This is a genomic window from Streptococcus equinus, from assembly GCF_900104225.1.
Taxonomy (GTDB): domain Bacteria; phylum Bacillota; class Bacilli; order Lactobacillales; family Streptococcaceae; genus Streptococcus; species Streptococcus equinus_D.
Genome location: NZ_FNJK01000008.1, coordinates 1 through 20,893 on the forward strand (window position 1 = coordinate 1; position 20,893 = coordinate 20,893).

Consider the following 20,893-nt stretch of genomic DNA (forward strand, 5'->3'; position numbering starts at 1 on the left):
GAGTAGAGACTATTACTGTCTATGATGTTGTCGATGTTCCGAATCATCATATGTTTAAACTTAATTTTGCAGCTTATGATTATTTCTGGATTCAATTTAACTATGAAAACGGACTTTGCGGTTTTTCACTAGTTTTTAATGACCAATTTGGAACATCTTTGGGGAAAAGACTAGCTTACAGCGAGATTGCAGATTGGGACAGTTATCTTAAAGATATCATGGAAGAAATTGAACTTCGTATACCAGATAAATTTTTAAAAGCTAAAGGATGGCTATAACATTATGGAACATAGTCAATTAAGCTGGAAAGACGTTAGTCAATTTGAAGAAATTAAAGGCTACGGTCAAACTGTTTGGCGTCATAATGGGCAGTATTATTTTGTCACAGAAGAGGGAGGGATTGCTCCTCAACGTGTCGTCTATGAATTATCAGATGAACTCTTTCAATTGCTTGATAGTGGGCAAAAGACCCTTTCTGAAATACTCACTTCCGTAAGCAGTAATTCGTTGACAGCGTCAGCTATTTTTCCTATAATAAAATAAAGAAAAACACCTAAAGAGCCCTTAGGGGCTTTTTATAATGGAGGAAATTATGTTAGATTCTTTTGATAAAGGTTGGTTTGTCCTACAGACTTACTCTGGTTACGAAAACAAAGTTAAAGAAACATTGTTGCAACGTGCACAAACTTATAACATGTTGGATAACATCTTGCGTGTCGAAATTCCAACACAAACAGTTAACGTTGAAAAAAATGGTAAAGTCAAAGAAGTTGAAGAAAATCGCTTCCCAGGTTATGTTTTGGTTGAAATGGTTATGACAGACGAAGCTTGGTTCGTTGTTCGTAACACACCAAACGTTACTGGATTCGTTGGTTCACATGGTAACCGTTCAAAACCAACACCACTTTTGGAAGAAGAAATCCGCGCAATCCTTATTTCAATGGGACAAACTGTTGATGTTGTTGATACAAACATCAAACCAGGTGATGTGGTTCAAATCATCGATGGTGCTTTCGTTGGTCAAGAAGGACGTGTTGTTGAAATCGAAAATAATAAAGTTAAATTGATGATTAACATGTTCGGCACTGAAACACAAGCTGAATTGGAACTTTACCAAATCGCTGAATTGTAATAACTATATTTTTAAACGCTTCTAGGTTTGATGACTTAGGAGCGTTTTTTGGGGTATTTTTTGTTAAGAAATCGAACATTTTTTTAGGCTATCTTGTATTTCTCTCATTTATCTGCTATATTTAGAATATTACAAAGCGGTTAAAATGCAAATAAATACTTTGATTATCAAACTATTCCAATTGAAGCAATTTTAGATTAGGGAGATTTTTGCATGAACTTAAAAAAGGAATTTGGAGAGAAAGTAAGAGCGGTAAGGAAAGAAAAAGGTTTGAGTCGGCAAATGGTTTGTGGCATTGAGGATGTTTTAACTACCAGACAATTGCAACGGATTGAAAAGGGACAGTCTTTGCCAACGATTGCTACTGCCATTTATATTGCTGAGAAGTTGGAAGTTTCTCTAGATAAATTAATTAATAAGAAGGGTTTAGAGTTACCAGAGGGTTATATTAATCTTCGTTATCAGTTACGCACGCTTTATCATTACGGAAATAAGGAACGTCTTTTGCAGCGTGAGCAGATTATCGAGCAGATTTATGAAGATTATTTTGATTACTTACCAGAAGAGGAGCAGATTGCGGTTCAAGTCGCTCAAGCTTCTGTGGATATGATATGTACGGGGAATGCTTCTTTTGATCAAGGCTTGCTGGATGAATATTTGGAGCAAGCTTGTCGAAAGAGTCGTTTATCTTTTAATGATGTTGAAATTATTCAACTGCGTTTGTTGTCTTTAGCGATTCATAATTTTGATAAAATAGAATTTATTGATTTGCTAAGTAAGGTGATTCTAGCGGTTCGTTATTTTCCTCTGGCTGATTTAGGAAAAATTCAAGATGTGATTATTTCAGCTGCTGGAGTTTTGTGCTGCTATGGTGAGTATGAATTGTTGCCAGATGTGATTGGGGTTTTGCGTGGTATCATGACCAAACGTAACGATTATAGGGATAATATTTTTATCTATGCTTTTCAATGGAAGATAGCTCTTTTTTTAAAGGGTGATTTTAAGGAGGCTAAAGAAAAATACGAGAAATCAATTGTTATGGCAGATCTCTTATCAGAGGATTTGATTAAACAAAATATGCAACGTGAGTGGCATAAGGATATGACTATTTTTGGGGGTGAAAAAGAACCTGGTGAAAACCTTTGAGTGACTATTTGTTTTACTAATTTTAAGGCTCGTGAAAAAACAGTCCACTTGTAGCAACTCGCTTTTTAATTTTAAGGCTCGTGAAAAAACAGTCCACTGGACTGTTTTTTTCATATGGACATAAATGTCCTCACGTCATGATATTAAAGAGATATATACTAATGACAACAAATAAGAAAGGATGAAGGATATGTTTACGTTGCTTAATTTTTTAATTTTTTGGAAAGGCTAAGAAGTAAAATAACTTTTTAGTTTGAATAGGAATACTGTTTAACCCAAACAGTATTAGGGGAAGAATAATACAAGAAAGTATTTCTAGAGGATATAACAGCAATGATAACGAGCAATATCGAAAAGAAGATTGAAGAAGTTTCTTATTTGATTTTAAATAATACGACTGAAAAGAATAAATTAGTTTCGGTTTGGGTGGATGATGAGCTGTTTAAATTAACACTGCTTGAGCAAAAGAGTCAGAAGAAAATTTTGCTAGGGACAATTGGACAAAATGCCAAAATTATTGTTAAAGAGCAGGAGTAACTCCGAAAGTAGCTCGTTTCTGCTGGAGGGATAAGCTTGTGAAAACATCAAATATTTTAGGAAAGAATGAGACGCTTTCTAATCATCAATATTGTTTATATGATACACGGCTGACAAATAGTTTATTGATTTCAACACATTTAGTAGGAAAGGTCTATTATGCTGAAGGAATCGTTGAAGGTGGCATCTGTGAAAAAGGTGCTATTTTATTAAGGGTGGAGATTTTGGGCTTGGCTTATGATTATGTGACTTATGAAGCAGTAAAGATTCTCAAGAAATATTGCCAGAATGGGGGGATTGTTGATTATAATGCTCCCATCCTTCTTGTGGAAAGGATACAAAGGTGATGTCTACAGTAATCTATGGTGGTCAAGGTAATGTTCAGTTAAAACATTTGCATCAAATGGCGAAGACTGAAAAAGGACAGGCCTTACTTTTGCAATTGCAAGAGTGCGATTTAGAGTCGTATCAATTGTTTCAAAATATTTTAGAGAAAAAGTGTGGTTTGGATGGTTTGCATGCAGCTATGCTATCGACTTTTCTTTATAATATTTGGTTAACACAGGCAGAGGCAATTGTTACGGGAACAAGATTTTCGGCACATAGTGCTGGTATTTTTAATGTCTTGCTGGCTAGTGAAAGTGCCAATTTTCAAGACATTATTTTATTTATCAAAAAACGGGCGCAATTAGTTGAAAACTTATCACGTTTGGAAGAATTGTGGCTTGTCATAACAGAAGACATGGACCTTTTGCGACAAAAGGTTCTAAATTGCTATCCGGAGAAATTTCAGTTAGCCATTTTAACAGATGAGATTTCAGGTGTTTTGGCAATGAAAGAAGATAGTTTGGCCGAATTGCAGGAGTTGGCTGAAAAAGCAGCTTGTCCGTTAAAGGTGAAGCGTTTAGGGGTTAAAGCTCCTTATCATACTAGCTTTTTAAGTCAGGCTAAGGATGACTATTGCGATTTGGTTGATGATTTAAATATTGTTCAGAATCGAGACTTTAGCTACATTTTTCATTGTGATGATTTAAAAGATGAAATCTTGTATCAGTGGGATCATTTGTTTGATTGGCAAAAAATCAAGGAAGAAATTCTAAGCAAGGACACTGATGTCCTTGACTTATCGCCAAATAAATTTATTTCAAAACAATTGATGAAGATGAAACGCAGAAAGGAAAAGAAATGAAGGTAGCAATTGTCACAGGTGGGACTCGTGGAATTGGAAGAGCCATCTCAACAGAATTGCACAAAGAAGGTTACCAAGTTATTGCCATTTATGCTGGCAATGATGCCAAAGCGATGGCTTTAAAGGAAGAACTTCCTGGTTTAGAAGTGTATAAGTGTGATGTTTCAGATGCTAAGGCTGTTCAAAAATTAGTGACAAGTATTTTCCGTACTTATGGTCGCATTGATTGTTTGGTTAATAATGCTGGTATTATTCGAGATGGTTATTTTTTGATGATGTCCGAAGATAAGTGGCATGATGTTTTGAACATCAATCTGATGGGCTTGGTTAATATGACTAAGGCTGTTTTGCGCATTATGAAAGCTAAGCATATTCAAGGTAAGGTGGTCAATATTTCATCAACTAGTGGTGTGGCTGGACAAGTTGGTCAGGCTAACTATTCAGCTAGTAAGGGTGCGATTATTGCGGTTACTAAGACCTTGGCAAAAGAATTTGCTAAAGATCATATCACGGTTAACTGTGTTAGCCCGGGTTTTATTGAAACAGATATGACGAGTGAATTGCGTAATAAGGAAGACATTGAAAAGCACATCATTCCTTTGGGAAGATTTGGACAACCTGAGGAAGTGGCTTGGGCAGTTGCTTTCTTACTCAGTGATAAGGCTAATTATATTACAGGAAAAAATTTGGTAATCGATGGAGGAATGATTAATGATTAATTGGAACGAAGAGAAACAAGTGATTAAAAGACGTCAAGAGGTGGTTGATCAAATTAAAGATGTTTTGATTGACTCTTTGATGTTAGACATTGATAAAGAGTTGATTATTAATGACCAACCGTTGTTTGGGCGTGGTTTGGAATTGGATTCTATCGATGCTTTGGAATTATCAATTGGCTTGTCTACCACTTTTGGTGTTGAGATTAATGATGATGACATGGCAGTTTTGTCATCAGTTAATAAACTAGCTGATTTTGTGATTGAAAATAGTGAGGATTTCAATGGTTAAGATTAACAGTGAAGACATTATCAAGATGTTACCCCACCGTTATCCATTTTTGTTAGTGGATAAAGTTTTGAAGTATAAAACTGGTGTTATTGAATGTCGTAAGAATATCACTGTCAATGAGCCGTTTTTCCAAGGGCACTTTCCTGGGCGTCCAATTGTTCCTGGGGTTTTGATGATTGAAATGGCTGCGCAGTCAGCGGCTTTGCTTTATATTTTGGATTCACTGGGTGGTGCTGATTTTTCATTGGCTGATTTAAGTGCTGAAAATGTTGCTGAGAAAGTTGGTTATTTGGCAAGTGTTAAGAATTTTAAGTTCAAAAAAATCGTGACTCCCGGGGACCAGCTCAGCATTACTTGTAAATCTTGTTCAAAACTTGGTCAGCTCTTAGAAATTCAAGCCATTATTCGAGATGAGAAGAAACAAGAAGTTGCTTCGGGAAGGATGCTGGTGTCAGAAAATGGAGATTAGATTAAAAAATATTCGAAAAAGTTATGGCTCTTTTGAGGCTTTAAGGGGCGTTGATTTAGCCTTAGAAGAGGGAAAATTTTATGGCTTACTAGGACCAAATGGCGCGGGGAAAACGACTCTTTTTAATTTATTGATTAAGAATTTTAAACCAAGTTCTGGAGATATTTCTTGGGAAATTAATGGCAAGTCACTGACAGATAGGGAATTTTATCAACATATTGGGATTGTTTTTCAAAGTAATCGCTTGGATGATAACCTGACAGTTGAAGAAAATTTAATAGCTCGTGGAGCTTTGTATGGCTTGTCAAAAAATCAAGTTCACAAGCGTCTTGAGGAGTTGCAAGCTTACTTGAATCTTCGTCCGATTCAAAAGAAATATTATGGTCAGTTATCTGGTGGGCAAAAACGTAAAGTGGACATTGCGCGTGCGCTTTTGCCGAATCCTTCTTTGCTTTTACTGGATGAGCCAACAACTGGTTTGGATCCACAGTCTAGACATGATTTGTGGGAGGCAATTAGCCATTTGAACAAAGAAGCTCACATGACGGTTGTTCTGATTACCCATTATCTTGAAGAAATGGCGGCTTGTGATGTTTTGAATGTCTTGATTGCTGGGAAACTTTATTATTCTGGAGATATTTCAGGTTTTATCAAAGCTCATTCAACAACTAATCTAAAACTCTTGTTAAAAGAGGGTTGTTCGGTGGCATCACTGTCAATAGCTTCTTTTGTTGCTAAAAGTAGGGTGGTTTCTGAAAGAGAAATTGTCTTTTCAGATTTAACGGTCGATGAAATGATGCAAATTATCGCAGACAACCACGATAAGTCAGTTATTGAAAGTTTCAATGTAGCTTATTCTAACTTGGAAACAGCTTATCTGAATCTGTTGAAGGAAAAAGAAGGAGAGACAAATGTTTGAATTAATATCTAGAAATCGCAAGGTTTACACGCGCGATCGGATGGCATTTTTCATGTCATTTATGTCTGTCATCATCCTTGTTGTGGTTTATCAAGTCTTTTTGGGACAAATTCAGATTGATGCGATTAAAGCTGCTCTCAACAGTAATACCGTTTCAACAGAGACCCTTCAAATGGTTAATTATTGGCTGATTGCTGGTTTGACGACTATTATTTCGATGACAGGAACTCTGGGGGCATTCGGGGTTATGGTGGCTGACCGCGAAAAGAAATTGAGTGAAGATTTTAAAGTTAGTCCAACTTCAGCCATGAAAATTGAGCTATCGTATGCTATTTTTGCAACACTTTTTGGCATTATTTTGACCATGTTTTCATGTGTGTTTGCTATTGGTATTTTTAATGGCTTTTCATCTTTGCTTGATTTTTCAGCCATGGATTATGTGAAAATTTTCGGTATTGTCTCTTTGGGAACTGTTTTATCGGCATCTATTATTTTACCAATCTTGGCTTTTATCCAAACCAGCTCAGCTTTTACGACCTTAAGTACAATTGTCGGGACGTTTATCGGTTTTATTTCTGGGGTTTATTTGTCAATTGGTTCGGTTGGAAAAACTTTGCAACAAGTCATGACTTGGTTTCCATTGACGCAAATCAACGCTCTTTTAAAACAAGTTCTGATGAAGGATTCATTGACTAAAGTCTTTGATAAGGCGGATAGTTCAGTACTGACAGATTATAAGGAATCTTACGGTGTTATTTTAAAAAATGCCAGCGGAGATTCTTTGAGTAATCATTTTATGATGCTTTATTGTTTTGGAATTATCTTGGCTTTTCTTTTCCTTCACTTTGTGATTAAAAAGGTTAAAAAATGAAAGAAGAACATCCATTAGAGATTTCACAAGCATGTCCAGCTGATTATCCTGAAATTGTTGCTTTATTTAATAAAAATAAGGTTTATCAGTTTCCAGATGGTAATCCTTTGTGTGCAGAAGATTTTGATTTGACCATGAAAGTTAAGGAAGTTCAACCATTTTTTCTCCTACGTCAGCAAAATAAATTAATTGGAACATCAGCCTTTTTCAAATTTATAACTCTAGAGTGTCTAGATTGGAATAGTAGTTTCAGTGGCTTTTTGCTCATTGATTCCGAAAATCGTAGTGGTCAAGCTATTAGTTATCTGTATCGAGCTATTTTAGAGAGAATTGCTGAGCTTGGTTTTTCAAATCTTTTTACAGAAATCAGCAAATACAACAAACCCTCTCTTTCTTTATCACGTCTAAATGGTTTCCATGAATTTAGCCAGACTTATGAAGATATTTTGCATTGTCGTTTGCTGCGTAGCAATTTGCCAAAAGTAATTAAGACTTTTTGGTTATCAGATTATCATGGTAAAACTTATGATATTTCGACCTTTGAAATTTTAGAAGAAGTTGAAGATGTTACAAATCAGGAGACATTGATTCGAACACAAATATCGGATGAAGAACTGGTGTTTAAGGTTCAAGATCAGGCGAGTTTGCCTTATTTCTTGAAAATGGATTTGTTTCAATTGGCTGTAGTTAAGGAAAATGGCAGGTATTTTCTAGAAGCTCATTTCTTTTCAGATGATGTTGAGAAAATTCAAGCCAAAATTGGTCATCGTTTTGTTTGCTTAGGTCCCAACCATTGTCGGTGTACTTTGGGAAAAGGAAGAAGGTCTTATAAGGTACAGGCTAAAATCCTGACCAAGCACGGAACGATTGCTGTGCAATTGGAGTACCGTTCTCGTCAAATTATTGGTAAGACACAGCTTTTGAAACAGGATTTTCAAGGGTATCGTTTGAAGGTATCTCCAGAAGGTGATTTACTTTTTTGTAAAAATCAGCGTGTTATTTTTTCAGATACTTTTATCATGTTCAGTAAGCCCCTAGAGTCAACTTACAAAATCATTGAGAAAAAAGCTGGCTTAGACATCATTTGGTCCTATCAAGGAGCACGTATCTGTAAAAAAATCAGATTAGCAGGTCATCACATAATGTGCTCTTATAGCTGTAATCGTAAAGCAGAAGCTATGATGCCAGAACTCTTAAAACAAGGGTTTAGGATTTTTTGCCAAGAGCAATTATTAAAAGATGGTCATCACTATTTGGCTAATCGACCAGGTTATTATCCTTTGGAACACGACGACTTTTTACGAGCGAGTCAATTTGTGCAAGAGAACTTTGAATATGATATTCCAAGTGAAGGTTATCATATCAGTTATCAGCCACTAGCGAAGGCTAGTAATCAAATGCAATTTCGTCCATTGAGTCTTTGTCAAGCCAGTGATTTAAATGGAGCTTCTTATCAGATTTCTTTTGAGGCAAGGGATTTTGGCAAGGAAGATAGTTTTGATAAAGAGCTTTATCCAGCCAGCAAGAAGGATTTACTAAAATACATTTCCAAACTATGTTTGGAAGAAGAATTTGGTTATGGAACCAAACATTTGATCAAAAATCGAAAAACATTTGCGATAGATTCGCTTGTTTTAGCTCACAATCAGCTAGTTTTGCCAGAAAATGCGATTCCGAAAGATTGTCAGCAAGCCTCACTTTCTTTCACGTTAAAGATGAAAGGAAATCTTGAACAGTTGCGTTTTTCTGAACGCATTTCTTATCAGAATAAGGCTCATATTTTAGAAAATCAAGGACAGCTTGTGATTTATGATGAAAAACAAGATCGTTATGTGCAATTGCTTTGCCCAGATGGCGTTTTTTATTCATATAAGGAAAATAATAGTTTAAAAATTAGATGTGTTTTTGACACAGCACCTCCTCACACGATTAATGTGAGATTAACAGAATACAAAAGGAGTTAACGATGACTAGTATTTATACGACATTACGAACAGATAAAGCCTATAAAATTTATGACGGTTACCTTTACGAAGTAACTGGTGAAGAGTGTGAAGAAGCTTTGGATCTTGTTCTTCCAAAAAATATTGTTTTTGCGGATACTGAAACATGTGGCTATACATTTTTGCTTAATGAAGACGGTAGCGTTTTTGATGAAGTGACTTTTTATAAATTTGAAGACAGTTATTGGGTGGCCAGTCACAATGCTTTGGATGATTATTTTGCGGGACTTGACTTTGAGTTTTCAGTGAAAAATATTTCAGCTGAGTATAAAATGGTGCAAATTGAAGGTAAAAACTCTGGAGAAATTGCACAACAATTTTACGACTACGATATTTCAACTTTAGGTTTCCGTGGTATGGCAGAAATGACTTATCAAGATCAAGCAGGTTATTTTGCTCGTTTTGGTTTCTCAGGTGAATTTGGTTACCAATTCTTTTTACCTGTTGCTGTTTTTGACCAATTTGTGGCAGATGTTTTTGCTGGAATCGAAACTTATGATGACTGTTTAGATGATTTCTTACGTTTTGAAGTTGGTCAGCCGCTTACAAGCATTTTTGCTACAAAAGAACACACTCTTTACGAACTTGGTTATTCTTGGAATCTTGATTTCACGAAAGAAGAATTCCGTGGTAGAGAAGCTTTCTTGGCAGCTGCTCAAGCTACTGAGCAACGTAGTCTTGGATTTGCAGCATCTGAAAAAATTGCTGCGCAAACAGACGTATTATTTGATGGTCAGGTTGTAGGGAAAGTCAGCTGGTCAGCGGATGATCTTAGTGAAAGTGGCCGTTACCTTGGTTTGATGACAGTGAGCAAAGACTTTGCTTATTCTGGTGTTCATTTTGTGACAGCAGATGGTCAAGTTATTGAAACTCTTTCAAATCCATATCGTATCCCAGAAAGTTGGAACAAATAATGACAGTATATGTTAGTGGGGTAGGAATTGTCTCTTCTCTTGGTAAAAATTATGCAGAGCATAAAGCCAATCTATTTGCCATGAAAGACGGCATTTCTAAAAACCTTTATCAAAATCATGATTGGACACTTGAGGCTTATACAGGACGTATCTTTGATGATCCTGAAGTTCCAGAGTGTTATCAAAAAGAAACTCGAAATTTTAAATTTGCTTTTGCAGCTCTTCAAGAAGCTTTGGTATCTTCTGGGGTTGATTTGAAAAACTATCACAAAGTTGCCTTGTGTTTGGGAACGTCTCTTGGCGGTAAGGTTGCTGGTCAGGAAGCTTTATACCGATTCCTAGATGGGGATCGTCAGATTGAAGCAGAATTGATGGGAATAACCTCTGTTCACCATATTGCTGATGAATTAATGGCTTATCACGATATTGTCGGCTCATCTTATGTTATTTCAACGGCTTGTTCTGCTAGCAATAATGCTGTTATTTTGGGAACTCAGCTTTTGCAAGCTGGTGATTGTGATCTTGCTATCTGCGGTGGTTGTGATGAATTGAGTGATATTTCTCTAGCAGGCTTTACTTCTCTTGGCGCTATTAGTGCCAATATGGCTTGCCAACCTTATTCATCTGGAAAAGGGATTAATCTTGGTGAAGGAGCAGGTTTTGTTATTTTAGTAAAAGACAAAGCTTTAGCAAAATACGGTAAGATTATCGGCGGTGTGATTACATCAGATGCCTATCATATCACAGCTCCAAAACCAACAGGTGAAGGAGCAGCTCACATTGCTCAGACTTTGGTGGAAAAAGCAGGCATTGATTTTGAGGCTATTGATTATATCAACGGTCACGGTACAGGAACTCAAGCCAATGATAAAATGGAAAAAAATATGTATGAGAAATTTTTCCCAGAAACGACGCTTATCAGTAGCACCAAAGGTCAGACAGGTCATACATTAGGAGCAGCCGGTGTTATTGAGTTGATTAACTGTTTAGCGGCTATAGAAGAACAAACAGTGCCAGCTACTAAAAATACTATCGGCCACGAAGGTTTCCCGGATAATTTTATTTACAATCAAAAACGCAAACATCATATTAAAAATGCCATGAACTTCTCTTTTGCTTTTGGTGGTAATAACAGCGGTGTGCTTTTGTCATCATTGGATTCAGAATTAGAAACCTTCCCAGCAGATTCTGATGTGACCTTAACTTTGTTAGCTTCTGCTAGCTCACTTGATAAAGCAGTACAGGACAGTAAACAATATGAATTGTGTGGCAATGATTTTAACGGCATCAAAGCTTATCGTTTCAAAAAAGCTATGCCTCCTAAGACCATTAACCCGGCACAGTTTCGTAAAATGGACAACTTTTCAAAATTAGTTGCTTTGACGACAGACAAAGCTCTTCGTGCTAGTGGGTTGAATTTGAAAAAAATGGATACCTCAAAAGTTGGTATTGTTTTTGCGACACCACTTGGTCCAGTTGAAGTGGTTGAAGGTATTGAAGAACAAATCACCAAAGATGGCTATGCTCATGTGTCAGCGTCACGTTTTCCATTTACTGTAATGAATGCAGCAGCAGGTATGCTATCCATTCTCTTTAAAATTAAAGGGCCTGTTTCCGTTATTTCAACCAATAGCGGAGCTATTGATGGCATTCAATACGCTAAAGAAATGATGCGAAATGACCACGTTGATCATGTGATTTTGGTTTCAGCCAATCAATGGACAGAATTTAACATGTTGTGGTGGCAACAAATGGCTTATGATGAGCAAACTTTCATCGGGGCTGATTATTGCTCAGCACAAATCTTATCACGTAAGGCTCAAGAAAACGAAGCGGTTATTCTAGGAAGTCGCCAATTAAAATACGGTGGTAAAAGCTTAGAAGAAGTTAAAGCTATTTTTGATGCTGCCTTTACGGAGCTTTTATCAGATTTAGCTTTGACGAAGACAGATATTAAAGCTTGCATCTGGAATTCTCGCAAGAAAATTGCAAGCACTGACTATGATTTTCTTAGTGGGTTAGCTGAGGTTTATGGCTATCAAAATTTAGCTGAAGGTCAATTTGCATTTGCGTCAAACGGTGCTGGTGAAGAACTTGATTTTGTTGTTAATGAAGACTTGGCTTCAGGGCATTATCTTGTGCTATCATATTCAAAATTTGGTGGTATTTCATTTGCTATTGTTAAAAAATAGGTGGCAATATGAGTAAATTTTTATTTGCCCCGTTTATGATGAATTTGGGTGAGAGTCAGCGGCTATCAAAACTTGCTGAGCATTTGTATCAAAAAGGGCATGAGATTCATGTTATCGGAGAATCATATTATCCTTTTATCTTTGACAATGCTGCTTATACTTGGCATCATTGCCCAGCAGATTCCGAAATTTATAATCAAGAACGCTATGATTCCTTTTTTTCTCTCTCAACGGATTTCAATTTTTTAACCAAGCAAGAAATTGAAACAGTTTGTGATTTCGAGAGAGAGTTGCTGCGTCAAGAAAACTTTGATGCCGTGGTGACGGGTTATCGTCTTAGCATTATTACCAGTTGCCGCTTAGAAAATACAGCCCTTATCTGGATTATTTCCGGGGCAACGCATATTAGTGAAATTGTTGAAAATTCAGAAGGACTCTTCTCCAATAATAAATATTTTCAATCTAACCGTAGACGCTCTAAACTTAATCATCAACAGATGAAAAAGACTGTTGAGAAGATGATTACTTTTTACTCTAGTAACGTTAGCACCTGGAACAACTATCTCAAGAAAAATGGTGGTCTTCCTTTTAACAACGCTTTAGAACTCTTTAGAGGTGATTTGAATCTGGTTGCGGATTATTCCCAATTTTATGATTTTCCAAGTCATTCTTCTTACAAAACCATCGGTCCAATTTTGATTGATGATGTCGGTTTTTCAACACAAAAAACAGCAGATGAGTCTAAAATTTTATTGAGTTTTGGCACCTCTTTTAAAAAAGAATGGGTCGAGAAATTTTTGACCAAGTTACCAGAAAATCGTCACTATCTTTTAACAACTTGTGGTAGAGATATTAAGTTACCTGGTTCACATGTCCAAACGATTGATTTTCTTGATTTTGCAAAGCTTGACTCAACCATCGAATTTGCCATTATTCATGGAGGTCAGGGAACAGTTTATGCTATGGCAGCACAAGGCATTCCTTTTATTGGCATTCCATTTTTCAACGAACAATTCTGGAATATTAAGAAATTTAGTCGACAACAAGCAGCGGCTTTACTGGAAAATCCTCTAGAGCAAAATGTAAACCAAATATTAAATGATTTTACAGAACACTTAGCTGATTATAAAGAAAAAATGCTGGTGCTAACTCATCACATCAAAGAGGAAGCAGAGCATTCCTTAGAAAAAGCGGAGGCTGAAATTGCGACATTTATCTTACAAAACAAATTATAATGTTGTCATCTTGTATCAAAATTCTTTCCATGATTTAGAAAATTGTCTGACAGGCGCACGTTTAGCTCGTTATCAGGCTGCCAGTCGAGAGGTGACACGAGAAAAATTGTTGCAAGGTAGTCATTTTGTTTATCGCGCTTTGAAAGAACTTGGTTTTGCCGAAGAAATCTGCAAACAAGCTTTCTCGGTTGCTAGTACTTACTTAATTTCCCTACCGCAAGGACATATCTCTTACTCCAACTCAAGCAATTATCATGTTTTAATCTATTCTCCAAATGGTCTTTGTGGTGTGGATTTAGAAGAGTATCGCAATCGTTCAGAAGTTATGTATGATAAATTTTTAGGGCATCAAGCAGTTACTGATAAAAAGTTAGCTTTTTACAAAAAATGGCTAGAAAAAGAAATCCGTTTTAAATGTCCAAGTACAAGTCAGGTTACTTATAAGTTGTTTGATGATTACCTGCTAGGTTACTTTTTTGAAGCTAATTCTGAAGTTATTCATTTGTATCTCTAATAATCAAAAAAAGCTGAACTCCTTGAAGGGGTTCAGCTTTTTTGATTATTTTAGTGTCTACGACGACGTTTTTGTTCTTCAATTTCTTCGAGGTAACCAGCTGTTAGGATGCTGACAGGGAGTGCGATGATAGCAACGCCAAGAATTGATGAAATCATGGTAATTAATTTACCGATGGCAGAAACGGCATAAATATCACCATACCCAACAGTTGTCAAAGAAATGGTTGCCCAGTAAAGAGCATCAAAAAAGTTTTGAAAAGTTGTTGGCTCAACGTTGAAAATGACGAGAGCAGAGATAAAGATATAAGTGACAACTAGAGCACTAACGATTAACAGAGAATCTTTTTGTTTTTTAAGGACATGGATGAGAAGATTGAGACTTTTGGAATAGCGGAAAAGCTTAAAGACTCGAATGGTACGTACCATGCGAATAATTTTGAGCAGACGAAAAGTATTATTCCAAAAGAGAAGTGATGACAAAATGGCCAATAAGTCAGTCATTGCTAGAAAAGTAAATGGGTATTTGACAAATGACCATTTTCCTTGTTTTAGTTTAAAGTCAGCGGTTATCAGACGCAAGATATAGTCGATAATAAAAATAATAGTTGTTACATTTTCCAGATGCGCATAAAAACTCGAATGTGTTTTGATGGTTAAAGGCAACAAACTTGCAATAATCACGATAACCATGAAAAGATCATAGATTTTTTCAATGGAGGTTACATTATCAGTTGGTTCGATGATATTGTAGATTTTCTTTCTCATAAATGGCTCCTTGGTCTTGTTAGAACTATTATAACATAGCAGAAACACTCTAAATAACTTACTTTTTGGTATAATAAGTAACAAATTAGAAAGAACGGAGGAAGAGAATGTCTGTTGGTTTAGTACTAGAAGGTGGCGGCATGCGAGGCCTGTATACAGCAGGAGTGCTAGATACTTTTTTAGAGGCTGGTATCAAGGTTGATGGTGTTGTTTCGGTATCAGCAGGGGCACTTTTTGGCGTTAATTTCTTGTCAAAACAAAAAGGTCGTGCCATTCGTTACAATAAAAAATACGCTTCTTACCCAAATTATATGGGGCTTCGTTCGTGGTTAAAAACAGGAAATGTCGTTAATAAAGACTTTGCCTATTACAAGGTTCCAATGGAATTAGATGTTTTTGATGAAAAAGCTTTTGAGGAGTCAGGAGTTCCTTTTTACGCAACGGTGACGAATCTAGCAACTGGAAAACCCGAATACCACAAAGTTGATAATGTCTTTGACCAAATGGAGTTGCTCAGAGCTAGTTCAGCTTTGCCATTAGCTTCAAAAATCGTGGAATGGAAAGGACAAAAATATCTTGACGGTGGTTTGTCAGACAGCATCCCAGTTGATTTTGCAAGAAGTCTAGGCTTTGATAAATTGATTGTTGTCTTAACACGTCCAATTGATTACCGCAAAAAACCAAGTAGCGGTCGTCTTTATAAGCTTTTTTACAGAAGATATCCTAGATTCGTAGAAGTCGCTTCAAAGCGTTATGAGCATTACAATGCGACCGTTGAGCACATTATTGACTTGGAAAATAAAGGTGACCTCTTTGCCATTCGTCCAAGCCAAAATTTAGAAATCGGACGACTTGAAACAAACCCTGAAAAATATGAAGAAATTTACCAAGTCGGCTTAGCAGATGCCAAAGAAGATATGGCAAGCTTGAAGGAATATTTAGCAAAATAATGAGCGAAGATTTGATTTGATATCAAACTTGTCTCATCAATTAACAAAAGGCATGAAATCCCCCGTGATTTCGCCTTTTTTCTTTATTCTTTTCGTGGTATAATAGTAACCAATACTAAGAACATGGAGAAATGACATGGCAACTTATAATCATAAAGAGATTGAGAAAAAATGGCAGGCTTTTTGGGCCGATAACCATACTTTTAAAACAGGAACAGACGCTGATAAACCGAACTTCTATGCGTTAGATATGTTCCCATACCCATCTGGTGCTGGTCTTCACGTAGGACACCCAGAAGGATACACTGCAACTGATATTCTTAGCCGTTTTAAACGTGCCCAAGGTTACAACGTTCTTCACCCAATGGGTTGGGATGCCTTTGGTCTTCCTGCAGAACAATACGCGATGGATACAGGTAATGACCCAGCTGAATTTACAGCTAAAAACATTGCCAACTTCAAACGTCAAATCAACTCACTTGGTTTCTCATATGACTGGGACCGCGAAGTGAACACTACTGACCCTAACTACTACAAATGGACTCAGTGGATTTTCACAAAATTGTATGAAAAAGGTTTGGCATACGAAGCTGAAGTACCAGTTAACTGGGTTGAAGAACTAGGTACAGCTATCGCCAACGAAGAAGTGCTTCCTGACGGAACATCTGAACGTGGTGGTTATCCAGTTGTTCGTAAACCAATGCGTCAATGGATGCTTAAAATCACAGCATACGCAGAACGTTTGCTTGAAGACTTGGATGACCTTGATTGGCCAGAATCAATCAAAGACATGCAACGTAACTGGATTGGTAAATCAACTGGTGCTAATGTTACTTTCAAAGTAAAAGATACTGATAAAGACTTCACTGTCTTTACAACTCGTCCAGATACACTATTTGGTGCAACTTACGCTGTTTTAGCTCCTGAACACCCACTTGTTGAAGCTATTACAACACCAGAACAAGCTCAAGCAGTTGCTGATTATAAACACCAAGCAAGCCTTAAATCAGACCTTGCTCGTACAGACCTTGCTAAAGAAAAAACAGGTGTTTGGACTGGTAGCTATGCTATCAACCCAGTAAATGGTAAAGAAATGCCAATCTGGATTGCTGACTATGTTCTTGTTAGCTACGGTACTGGTGCTATCATGGCTGTTCCTGCCCACGATACACGCGACTGGGAATTTGCAAAACAATTTAACCTAGAAATCATTCCAGTTCTTGAAGGTGGAAATGTTGAAGAAGAAGCTTACACAGAAGATGGACTTCACATCAACTCTGGTTTCCTAGATGGTCTTGATAAAGCGCAAGCTATTGACAAAATGGTCGAATGGCTTGAAGCAGAAGGTGTTGGTAATAAGAAAGTAACTTACCGTCTTCGTGACTGGCTCTTCTCACGTCAACGTTATTGGGGTGAACCAATCCCAATCATCCACTGGGAAGATGGTACAACAACAGCTGTTCCAGAAGATCAACTTCCACTTGTATTGCCAGTAACAAAAGATATCAAACCTTCAGGTACAGGTGAATCACCACTTGCTAACTTGACTGATTGGCTTGAAGTGACACGTGAAGATGGTGTTAAAGGTCGCCGTGAAACCAATACAATGCCACAATGGGCTGGTTCAAGCTGGTACTTCTTGCGTTACATTGATCCACACAACGATGAAAAATTGGCTGATGAAGAGCTTCTAAAAGCTTGGTTGCCAGTTGATATCTACATCGGTGGTGCTGAACACGCTGTACTTCACCTTCTCTACGCTCGTTTCTGGCACAAATTCCTTTATGATTTAGGTGTTGTTCCAACGAAAGAACCATTCCAAAAACTCTTTAACCAAGGTATGATTTTGGGAACAAGCTACCGCGATCACCGTGGTGCCCTCGTAGCAACTGATAAAGTTGAAAAACGTGATGGTTCATTCTTCCACATTGAAACTGGTGAAGAACTTGAACAAGCCCCAGCTAAAATGTCTAAATCACTTAAAAACGTTGTTAACCCTGATGATGTGGTTGAGCGTTATGGTGCTGATACTCTTCGTGTCTATGAAATGTTCATGGGACCACTTGATGCTTCAATCGCATGGTCTGAAGAAGGTCTTGAAGGTTCACGTAAATTCCTCGACCGTGTTTACCGCTTGTTGACAACAAAAGAAGTTGTAGCTGAAAACAACGGTAACTTGGATAAAGTTTACAACGAAACTGTCAAAGCTGTTACTGAACAACTTGAAGCCATGAAATTCAACACAGCTATTGCTCAATTGATGGTCTTTGTCAATGCTGCTAATAAAGAAGACAAACTCTTTGCTGATTACGCTAAAGGATTTGTACAATTGCTAGCTCCATTTGCACCACACCTTTCTGAAGAATTGTGGCAAGTCTTGACACAATCAGGTGAATCAATTTCATACGTTGCATGGCCAACATGGGACGAATCAAAACTCGTTGAAAACGACGTTGAAATTGTTATCCAAATCAAAGGTAAAGTTCGTGCAAAACTTGTTGTACCAAAAGATTCAAGCCGAGAAGAACTTGAAAAACTTGCTCTTGCAAACGAAAAAATTCAAGCTGAAATCGCTGGTAAAGACATTATCAAAGTGATTGCGGTACCTAATAAACTTGTAAATATCGTTGTGAAATAATTTTGGATACAAGTTTATTAGTTTTATCTCCAACCTCAAAACCTTTCCCAGAGATTTTGAGCGGTACCTAATAAACTTGTAAACATTGTTGTAAAATAAGTTTATCGATAAATTTAACTCCTGTCCGTTTGGGCAGGAGTTTTTTGTTGGTAAAAACTGAGTTTTAGTAAAACCTTGGTAAAAACAAATAGAAAACGTTTACAAAAAATTTTAGGAGGAGTAAAATAAAGACAAGACCTAAGAAAGAGGGAGAGAAATGAAAGTAGTACAAGAAGTTATTGCTAATATTGATGGGAAAGATATTGAAAAATACACGATTGTCAATGATAATGATGTCCAAGTTGGTTTGTTAACTTTGGGAGCAACTTGGCAAGAATTTTTAGTACCAGATGGAAAAGGTGGACATAAAAATATCATCATTGGTTTTGATGACCCAGCCGAGTACGGTAAAAACACTTTGTGTGCAGGGCAATCCATTGGACGTGTTGTAGGTCGTATTGGAGCTGGAAAATGCGATATTGATGGAGAAGATATCCAATTGCCACAAAATGAAAATGGCAATACGCTTCATGGTGGCCCTCAAGGTTTTCATAAGCAACTTTGGAAAGCCAGCGTTAAAACTAAGTGTAATCAGGCAAGTGTAGAGATGGCTTATAATGCCAAAGAAAGCATTGATGGATTTCCGGGAGATATGCTTGTTAAAGTGCGCTTTACCCTAGATAATAACAATCGCTTTACGATTATCTACACTGGTAAAAACGGTGGTCAAGCGACTCTCTTTAACCCAACGAATCATGTGTATTTTAACCTTGGCGAGTGCCAAGATTTGACTCGTCACACTTTTACTTTAGCTGCAGATTATCATCTAGAAACACGTAATGATCTTATCCCGACAGGGGATCTTATTGATGTGGCAGGTACAGCTTATGATTTCAGAATTGGTCAAAATTTAGGAGATGCTATTAATACAACAGGAGGTTTTGATGATGCCTTTCTTGTTGCTCCATCACTTGATAAGCCTTGTGGTGAATTAAAGGATGAAGAAAGTGGCGATAGCGTTCGACTTTACTCAGACCGTAACGCTTGGGTTGCCTACAGTATGGTTGGTATTCCTGATGGGATTTACCCAGCGCGTGACAAAGGGAATATGGCAAAAGAGTTTGAGGCTATTGCGCTTGAGGCACAATTCTTACCAGATGCTATTAACCATAAGGGATTTGGGGATATTGTCTTACAGGCTAATGAAGAAAAAAGTTATGTCATTGCTTTTGAATATCATAACGGAGATTAAAAATAGCACCCTTTTTGGGGTGCTGTTTTTGCTAAAGGTCAATCTTATTCAAAAAATCTTTGCGATCTTGTGCTGTGCTTTTATCAATATTTCCCATGTTTTGCCAAGTGATATGGTTAATGCCAAGTTGTTTTAAGGTAGCGTTGATAAAGACCTTCTTAATGGCATTGCCACAGAAAAGTTTTAGATACCAAGTTGGTGAAGTAGAGGTGGTCAGAATAGTAGCTTTTTCGATATGCGTGAGGTGTCCGACAACCCCGGTTTTTCCGACTTCATAGGCGAATTTCTTTTTCATGACTTTATCGATAAATCCTTTTATCATTGCTGGTGTATCATTCCACCAAATCGGAAAGATAAAAATGACATGATTCGCATTGGTGAGGAATTTTTGATATTGAACGACAAGGGGATCGGTGGTTCCCCCATCTTTGAATAATGCCAATTCTTCAGTCGTGTAGGCTGGATTAAAATGATCTTTGTATAAGTCGACAAGGTTAAAATGTTGTTCTTTTTGCATCAAATTCCCTTCGACATTTTCTAAAATAGCATGGTTGAAACTTTTGTCATAAGGGTGTGCGTAAATAATGAGAGTGTCCATTGCTTAACCTCCATGAACAATTTTTCACCTACATTCTAGCACAAAGTGCCTTAAAAAGGTGATTAGAAGTTAATTCTTGATGAGTTAAGAAATCATGTCTGCTTTGATTGGAAGAGATAGTGGTACGGGACAGTAAATAGAATTTGAATTACTGATACTATACTATGTTTTGGTAGTGATTTTTCTGTTTATGCTTTTGTTTAATAGGTATAAAATTGACAGAATGACAAGATTTAGAGTAAAAGCCAATCTTGGTAAGAGATAAAAATGTGATACAATAATATTAATCCTTTAAAACTTTTCTTTTTTTCAATAACCAAAAAGTACGCTACTTTTGGCGTACTTTTTTGAGTGTTCTAATTAAGATGACAAAAGATGAAGAATTACTTGGTTAAAGTGTGAAGAAACTGAGTTACTTTTAATTATAAAAGTAAATTTTTATGGTATGATAGTATCATATAAAATAACTTGATTTTTAAAGTTAATTAAAAAAATAAAAGTTGTAGAGTGTTTCGTGTGC

Annotated in this window: 21 protein-coding genes and 1 pseudogene; 20 read left to right on the plus strand and 2 right to left on the minus strand. The window is 36.8% G+C overall.

Going from position 1 to position 20,893, the window contains the following annotated elements:
• The 17 genes and pseudogenes from BLP98_RS08330 to BLP98_RS08410 all read left to right on the plus strand — a co-directional run.
• Positions 1-278, plus strand: a 278-nt coding sequence (locus BLP98_RS08330; RefSeq protein ID WP_142349366.1) for a hypothetical protein, incomplete at its 5' end; no start/stop codon positions are given.
• Positions 279-282: 4 nt separating this feature from the next.
• A pseudogene (locus BLP98_RS08335) lies at positions 283-483 on the plus strand (hypothetical protein); the annotation flags it as partial.
• Between the two features lie 109 nt (positions 484-592).
• Positions 593-1,132 (plus strand): transcription termination/antitermination protein NusG, encoded by a 540-nt coding sequence (gene nusG, locus BLP98_RS08340; RefSeq protein WP_074482854.1) that lies wholly within the window; start codon positions 593-595, stop codon positions 1,130-1,132.
• A 213-nt stretch (positions 1,133-1,345) separates the two neighbouring features.
• Entirely contained in the window at positions 1,346-2,278 is a 933-nt protein-coding gene (locus BLP98_RS08345) for a helix-turn-helix domain-containing protein (protein ID WP_074482856.1), read from the plus strand.
• A 333-nt stretch (positions 2,279-2,611) separates the two neighbouring features.
• Positions 2,612-2,815, plus strand: a complete 204-nt coding sequence (locus BLP98_RS08350; RefSeq protein WP_074482858.1) for a hypothetical protein — start codon at positions 2,612-2,614, stop codon at positions 2,813-2,815.
• A gap of 38 nt (positions 2,816-2,853) precedes the next feature.
• Positions 2,854-3,162: a hypothetical protein gene (locus tag BLP98_RS08355; protein ID WP_074482859.1), complete on the plus strand. Its 309-nt coding sequence runs from the start codon at positions 2,854-2,856 to the stop codon at positions 3,160-3,162.
• On the plus strand, positions 3,162-4,004 hold the full coding sequence (locus tag BLP98_RS08360; protein ID WP_234792818.1) for an ACP S-malonyltransferase: 843 nt from the start codon (positions 3,162-3,164) through the stop codon (positions 4,002-4,004). The genes BLP98_RS08355 and BLP98_RS08360 overlap by 1 nt, the downstream gene beginning before the upstream one ends.
• Entirely contained in the window at positions 4,001-4,723 is a 723-nt protein-coding gene (fabG, locus tag BLP98_RS08365; protein WP_074482861.1) for a 3-oxoacyl-ACP reductase FabG, read from the plus strand. Before BLP98_RS08360 ends, fabG begins: the two co-directional genes overlap by 4 nt.
• Positions 4,716-5,012, plus strand: a complete 297-nt coding sequence (locus tag BLP98_RS08370; protein WP_074482862.1) for a phosphopantetheine-binding protein — start codon at positions 4,716-4,718, stop codon at positions 5,010-5,012. Before fabG ends, BLP98_RS08370 begins: the two co-directional genes overlap by 8 nt.
• On the plus strand, positions 5,005-5,481 hold the full coding sequence (gene fabZ / locus BLP98_RS08375; RefSeq protein ID WP_074482863.1) for a 3-hydroxyacyl-ACP dehydratase FabZ: 477 nt from the start codon (positions 5,005-5,007) through the stop codon (positions 5,479-5,481). The genes BLP98_RS08370 and fabZ overlap by 8 nt, the downstream gene beginning before the upstream one ends.
• On the plus strand, positions 5,471-6,400 hold the full coding sequence (locus tag BLP98_RS08380) for an ABC transporter ATP-binding protein (protein WP_074482864.1): 930 nt from the start codon (positions 5,471-5,473) through the stop codon (positions 6,398-6,400). Before fabZ ends, BLP98_RS08380 begins: the two co-directional genes overlap by 11 nt.
• Positions 6,393-7,271, plus strand: a complete 879-nt coding sequence (locus BLP98_RS08385; protein ID WP_074482865.1) for an ABC transporter permease — start codon at positions 6,393-6,395, stop codon at positions 7,269-7,271. The genes BLP98_RS08380 and BLP98_RS08385 overlap by 8 nt, the downstream gene beginning before the upstream one ends.
• Positions 7,268-9,235, plus strand: a complete 1,968-nt coding sequence (locus tag BLP98_RS08390) for a GNAT family N-acetyltransferase (protein ID WP_074482866.1) — start codon at positions 7,268-7,270, stop codon at positions 9,233-9,235. Before BLP98_RS08385 ends, BLP98_RS08390 begins: the two co-directional genes overlap by 4 nt.
• A 2-nt stretch (positions 9,236-9,237) precedes the next feature.
• On the plus strand, positions 9,238-10,188 hold the full coding sequence (locus BLP98_RS08395; RefSeq protein ID WP_074482868.1) for an aminomethyltransferase family protein: 951 nt from the start codon (positions 9,238-9,240) through the stop codon (positions 10,186-10,188).
• Positions 10,188-12,380, plus strand: a complete 2,193-nt coding sequence (locus BLP98_RS08400) for a beta-ketoacyl-[acyl-carrier-protein] synthase family protein (RefSeq protein WP_074482869.1) — start codon at positions 10,188-10,190, stop codon at positions 12,378-12,380. Before BLP98_RS08395 ends, BLP98_RS08400 begins: the two co-directional genes overlap by 1 nt.
• Positions 12,381-12,388: 8 nt before the next feature.
• Positions 12,389-13,615 (plus strand): glycosyltransferase, encoded by a 1,227-nt coding sequence (locus BLP98_RS08405; RefSeq protein WP_074482870.1) that lies wholly within the window; start codon positions 12,389-12,391, stop codon positions 13,613-13,615.
• Positions 13,584-14,129 (plus strand): hypothetical protein, encoded by a 546-nt coding sequence (locus BLP98_RS08410; RefSeq protein ID WP_074482871.1) that lies wholly within the window; start codon positions 13,584-13,586, stop codon positions 14,127-14,129. The genes BLP98_RS08405 and BLP98_RS08410 overlap by 32 nt, the downstream gene beginning before the upstream one ends.
• A 50-nt stretch (positions 14,130-14,179) precedes the next feature.
• Here the strand turns inward: BLP98_RS08410 and BLP98_RS08415 are convergent, their stop codons facing one another.
• A complete protein-coding gene (locus tag BLP98_RS08415) occupies positions 14,180-14,896 on the minus strand; it encodes an ion transporter (protein ID WP_074482872.1) in 717 nt (238 codons plus the stop codon).
• A 107-nt stretch (positions 14,897-15,003) separates the two neighbouring features.
• On the opposite strand from BLP98_RS08415, the gene BLP98_RS08420 reads away from it, so the two are divergent.
• The 3 genes from BLP98_RS08420 (at position 15,004) to BLP98_RS08430 (ending at position 19,775) form a co-directional block, all read left to right on the plus strand.
• On the plus strand, positions 15,004-15,846 hold the full coding sequence (locus BLP98_RS08420) for a patatin-like phospholipase family protein (protein ID WP_074482873.1): 843 nt from the start codon (positions 15,004-15,006) through the stop codon (positions 15,844-15,846).
• Between the two features lie 136 nt (positions 15,847-15,982).
• Positions 15,983-18,484, plus strand: coding sequence for a leucine--tRNA ligase (leuS, locus tag BLP98_RS08425; protein ID WP_074482874.1), 2,502 nt, complete (start codon positions 15,983-15,985; stop codon positions 18,482-18,484).
• A gap of 256 nt (positions 18,485-18,740) precedes the next feature.
• On the plus strand, positions 18,741-19,775 hold the full coding sequence (locus BLP98_RS08430; protein ID WP_074482875.1) for an aldose epimerase family protein: 1,035 nt from the start codon (positions 18,741-18,743) through the stop codon (positions 19,773-19,775).
• 31 nt (positions 19,776-19,806) lie between these two features.
• Here BLP98_RS08430 and BLP98_RS08435 read toward each other — a convergent pair whose 3' ends face one another.
• The gene (locus tag BLP98_RS08435; RefSeq protein WP_074482876.1) at positions 19,807-20,373 is read right to left on the minus strand and encodes an NAD(P)H-dependent oxidoreductase; all 567 of its coding nucleotides are present in this window, start codon (positions 20,371-20,373) and stop codon (positions 19,807-19,809) included.
• Positions 20,374-20,893: the final 520 nt, after the last annotated feature.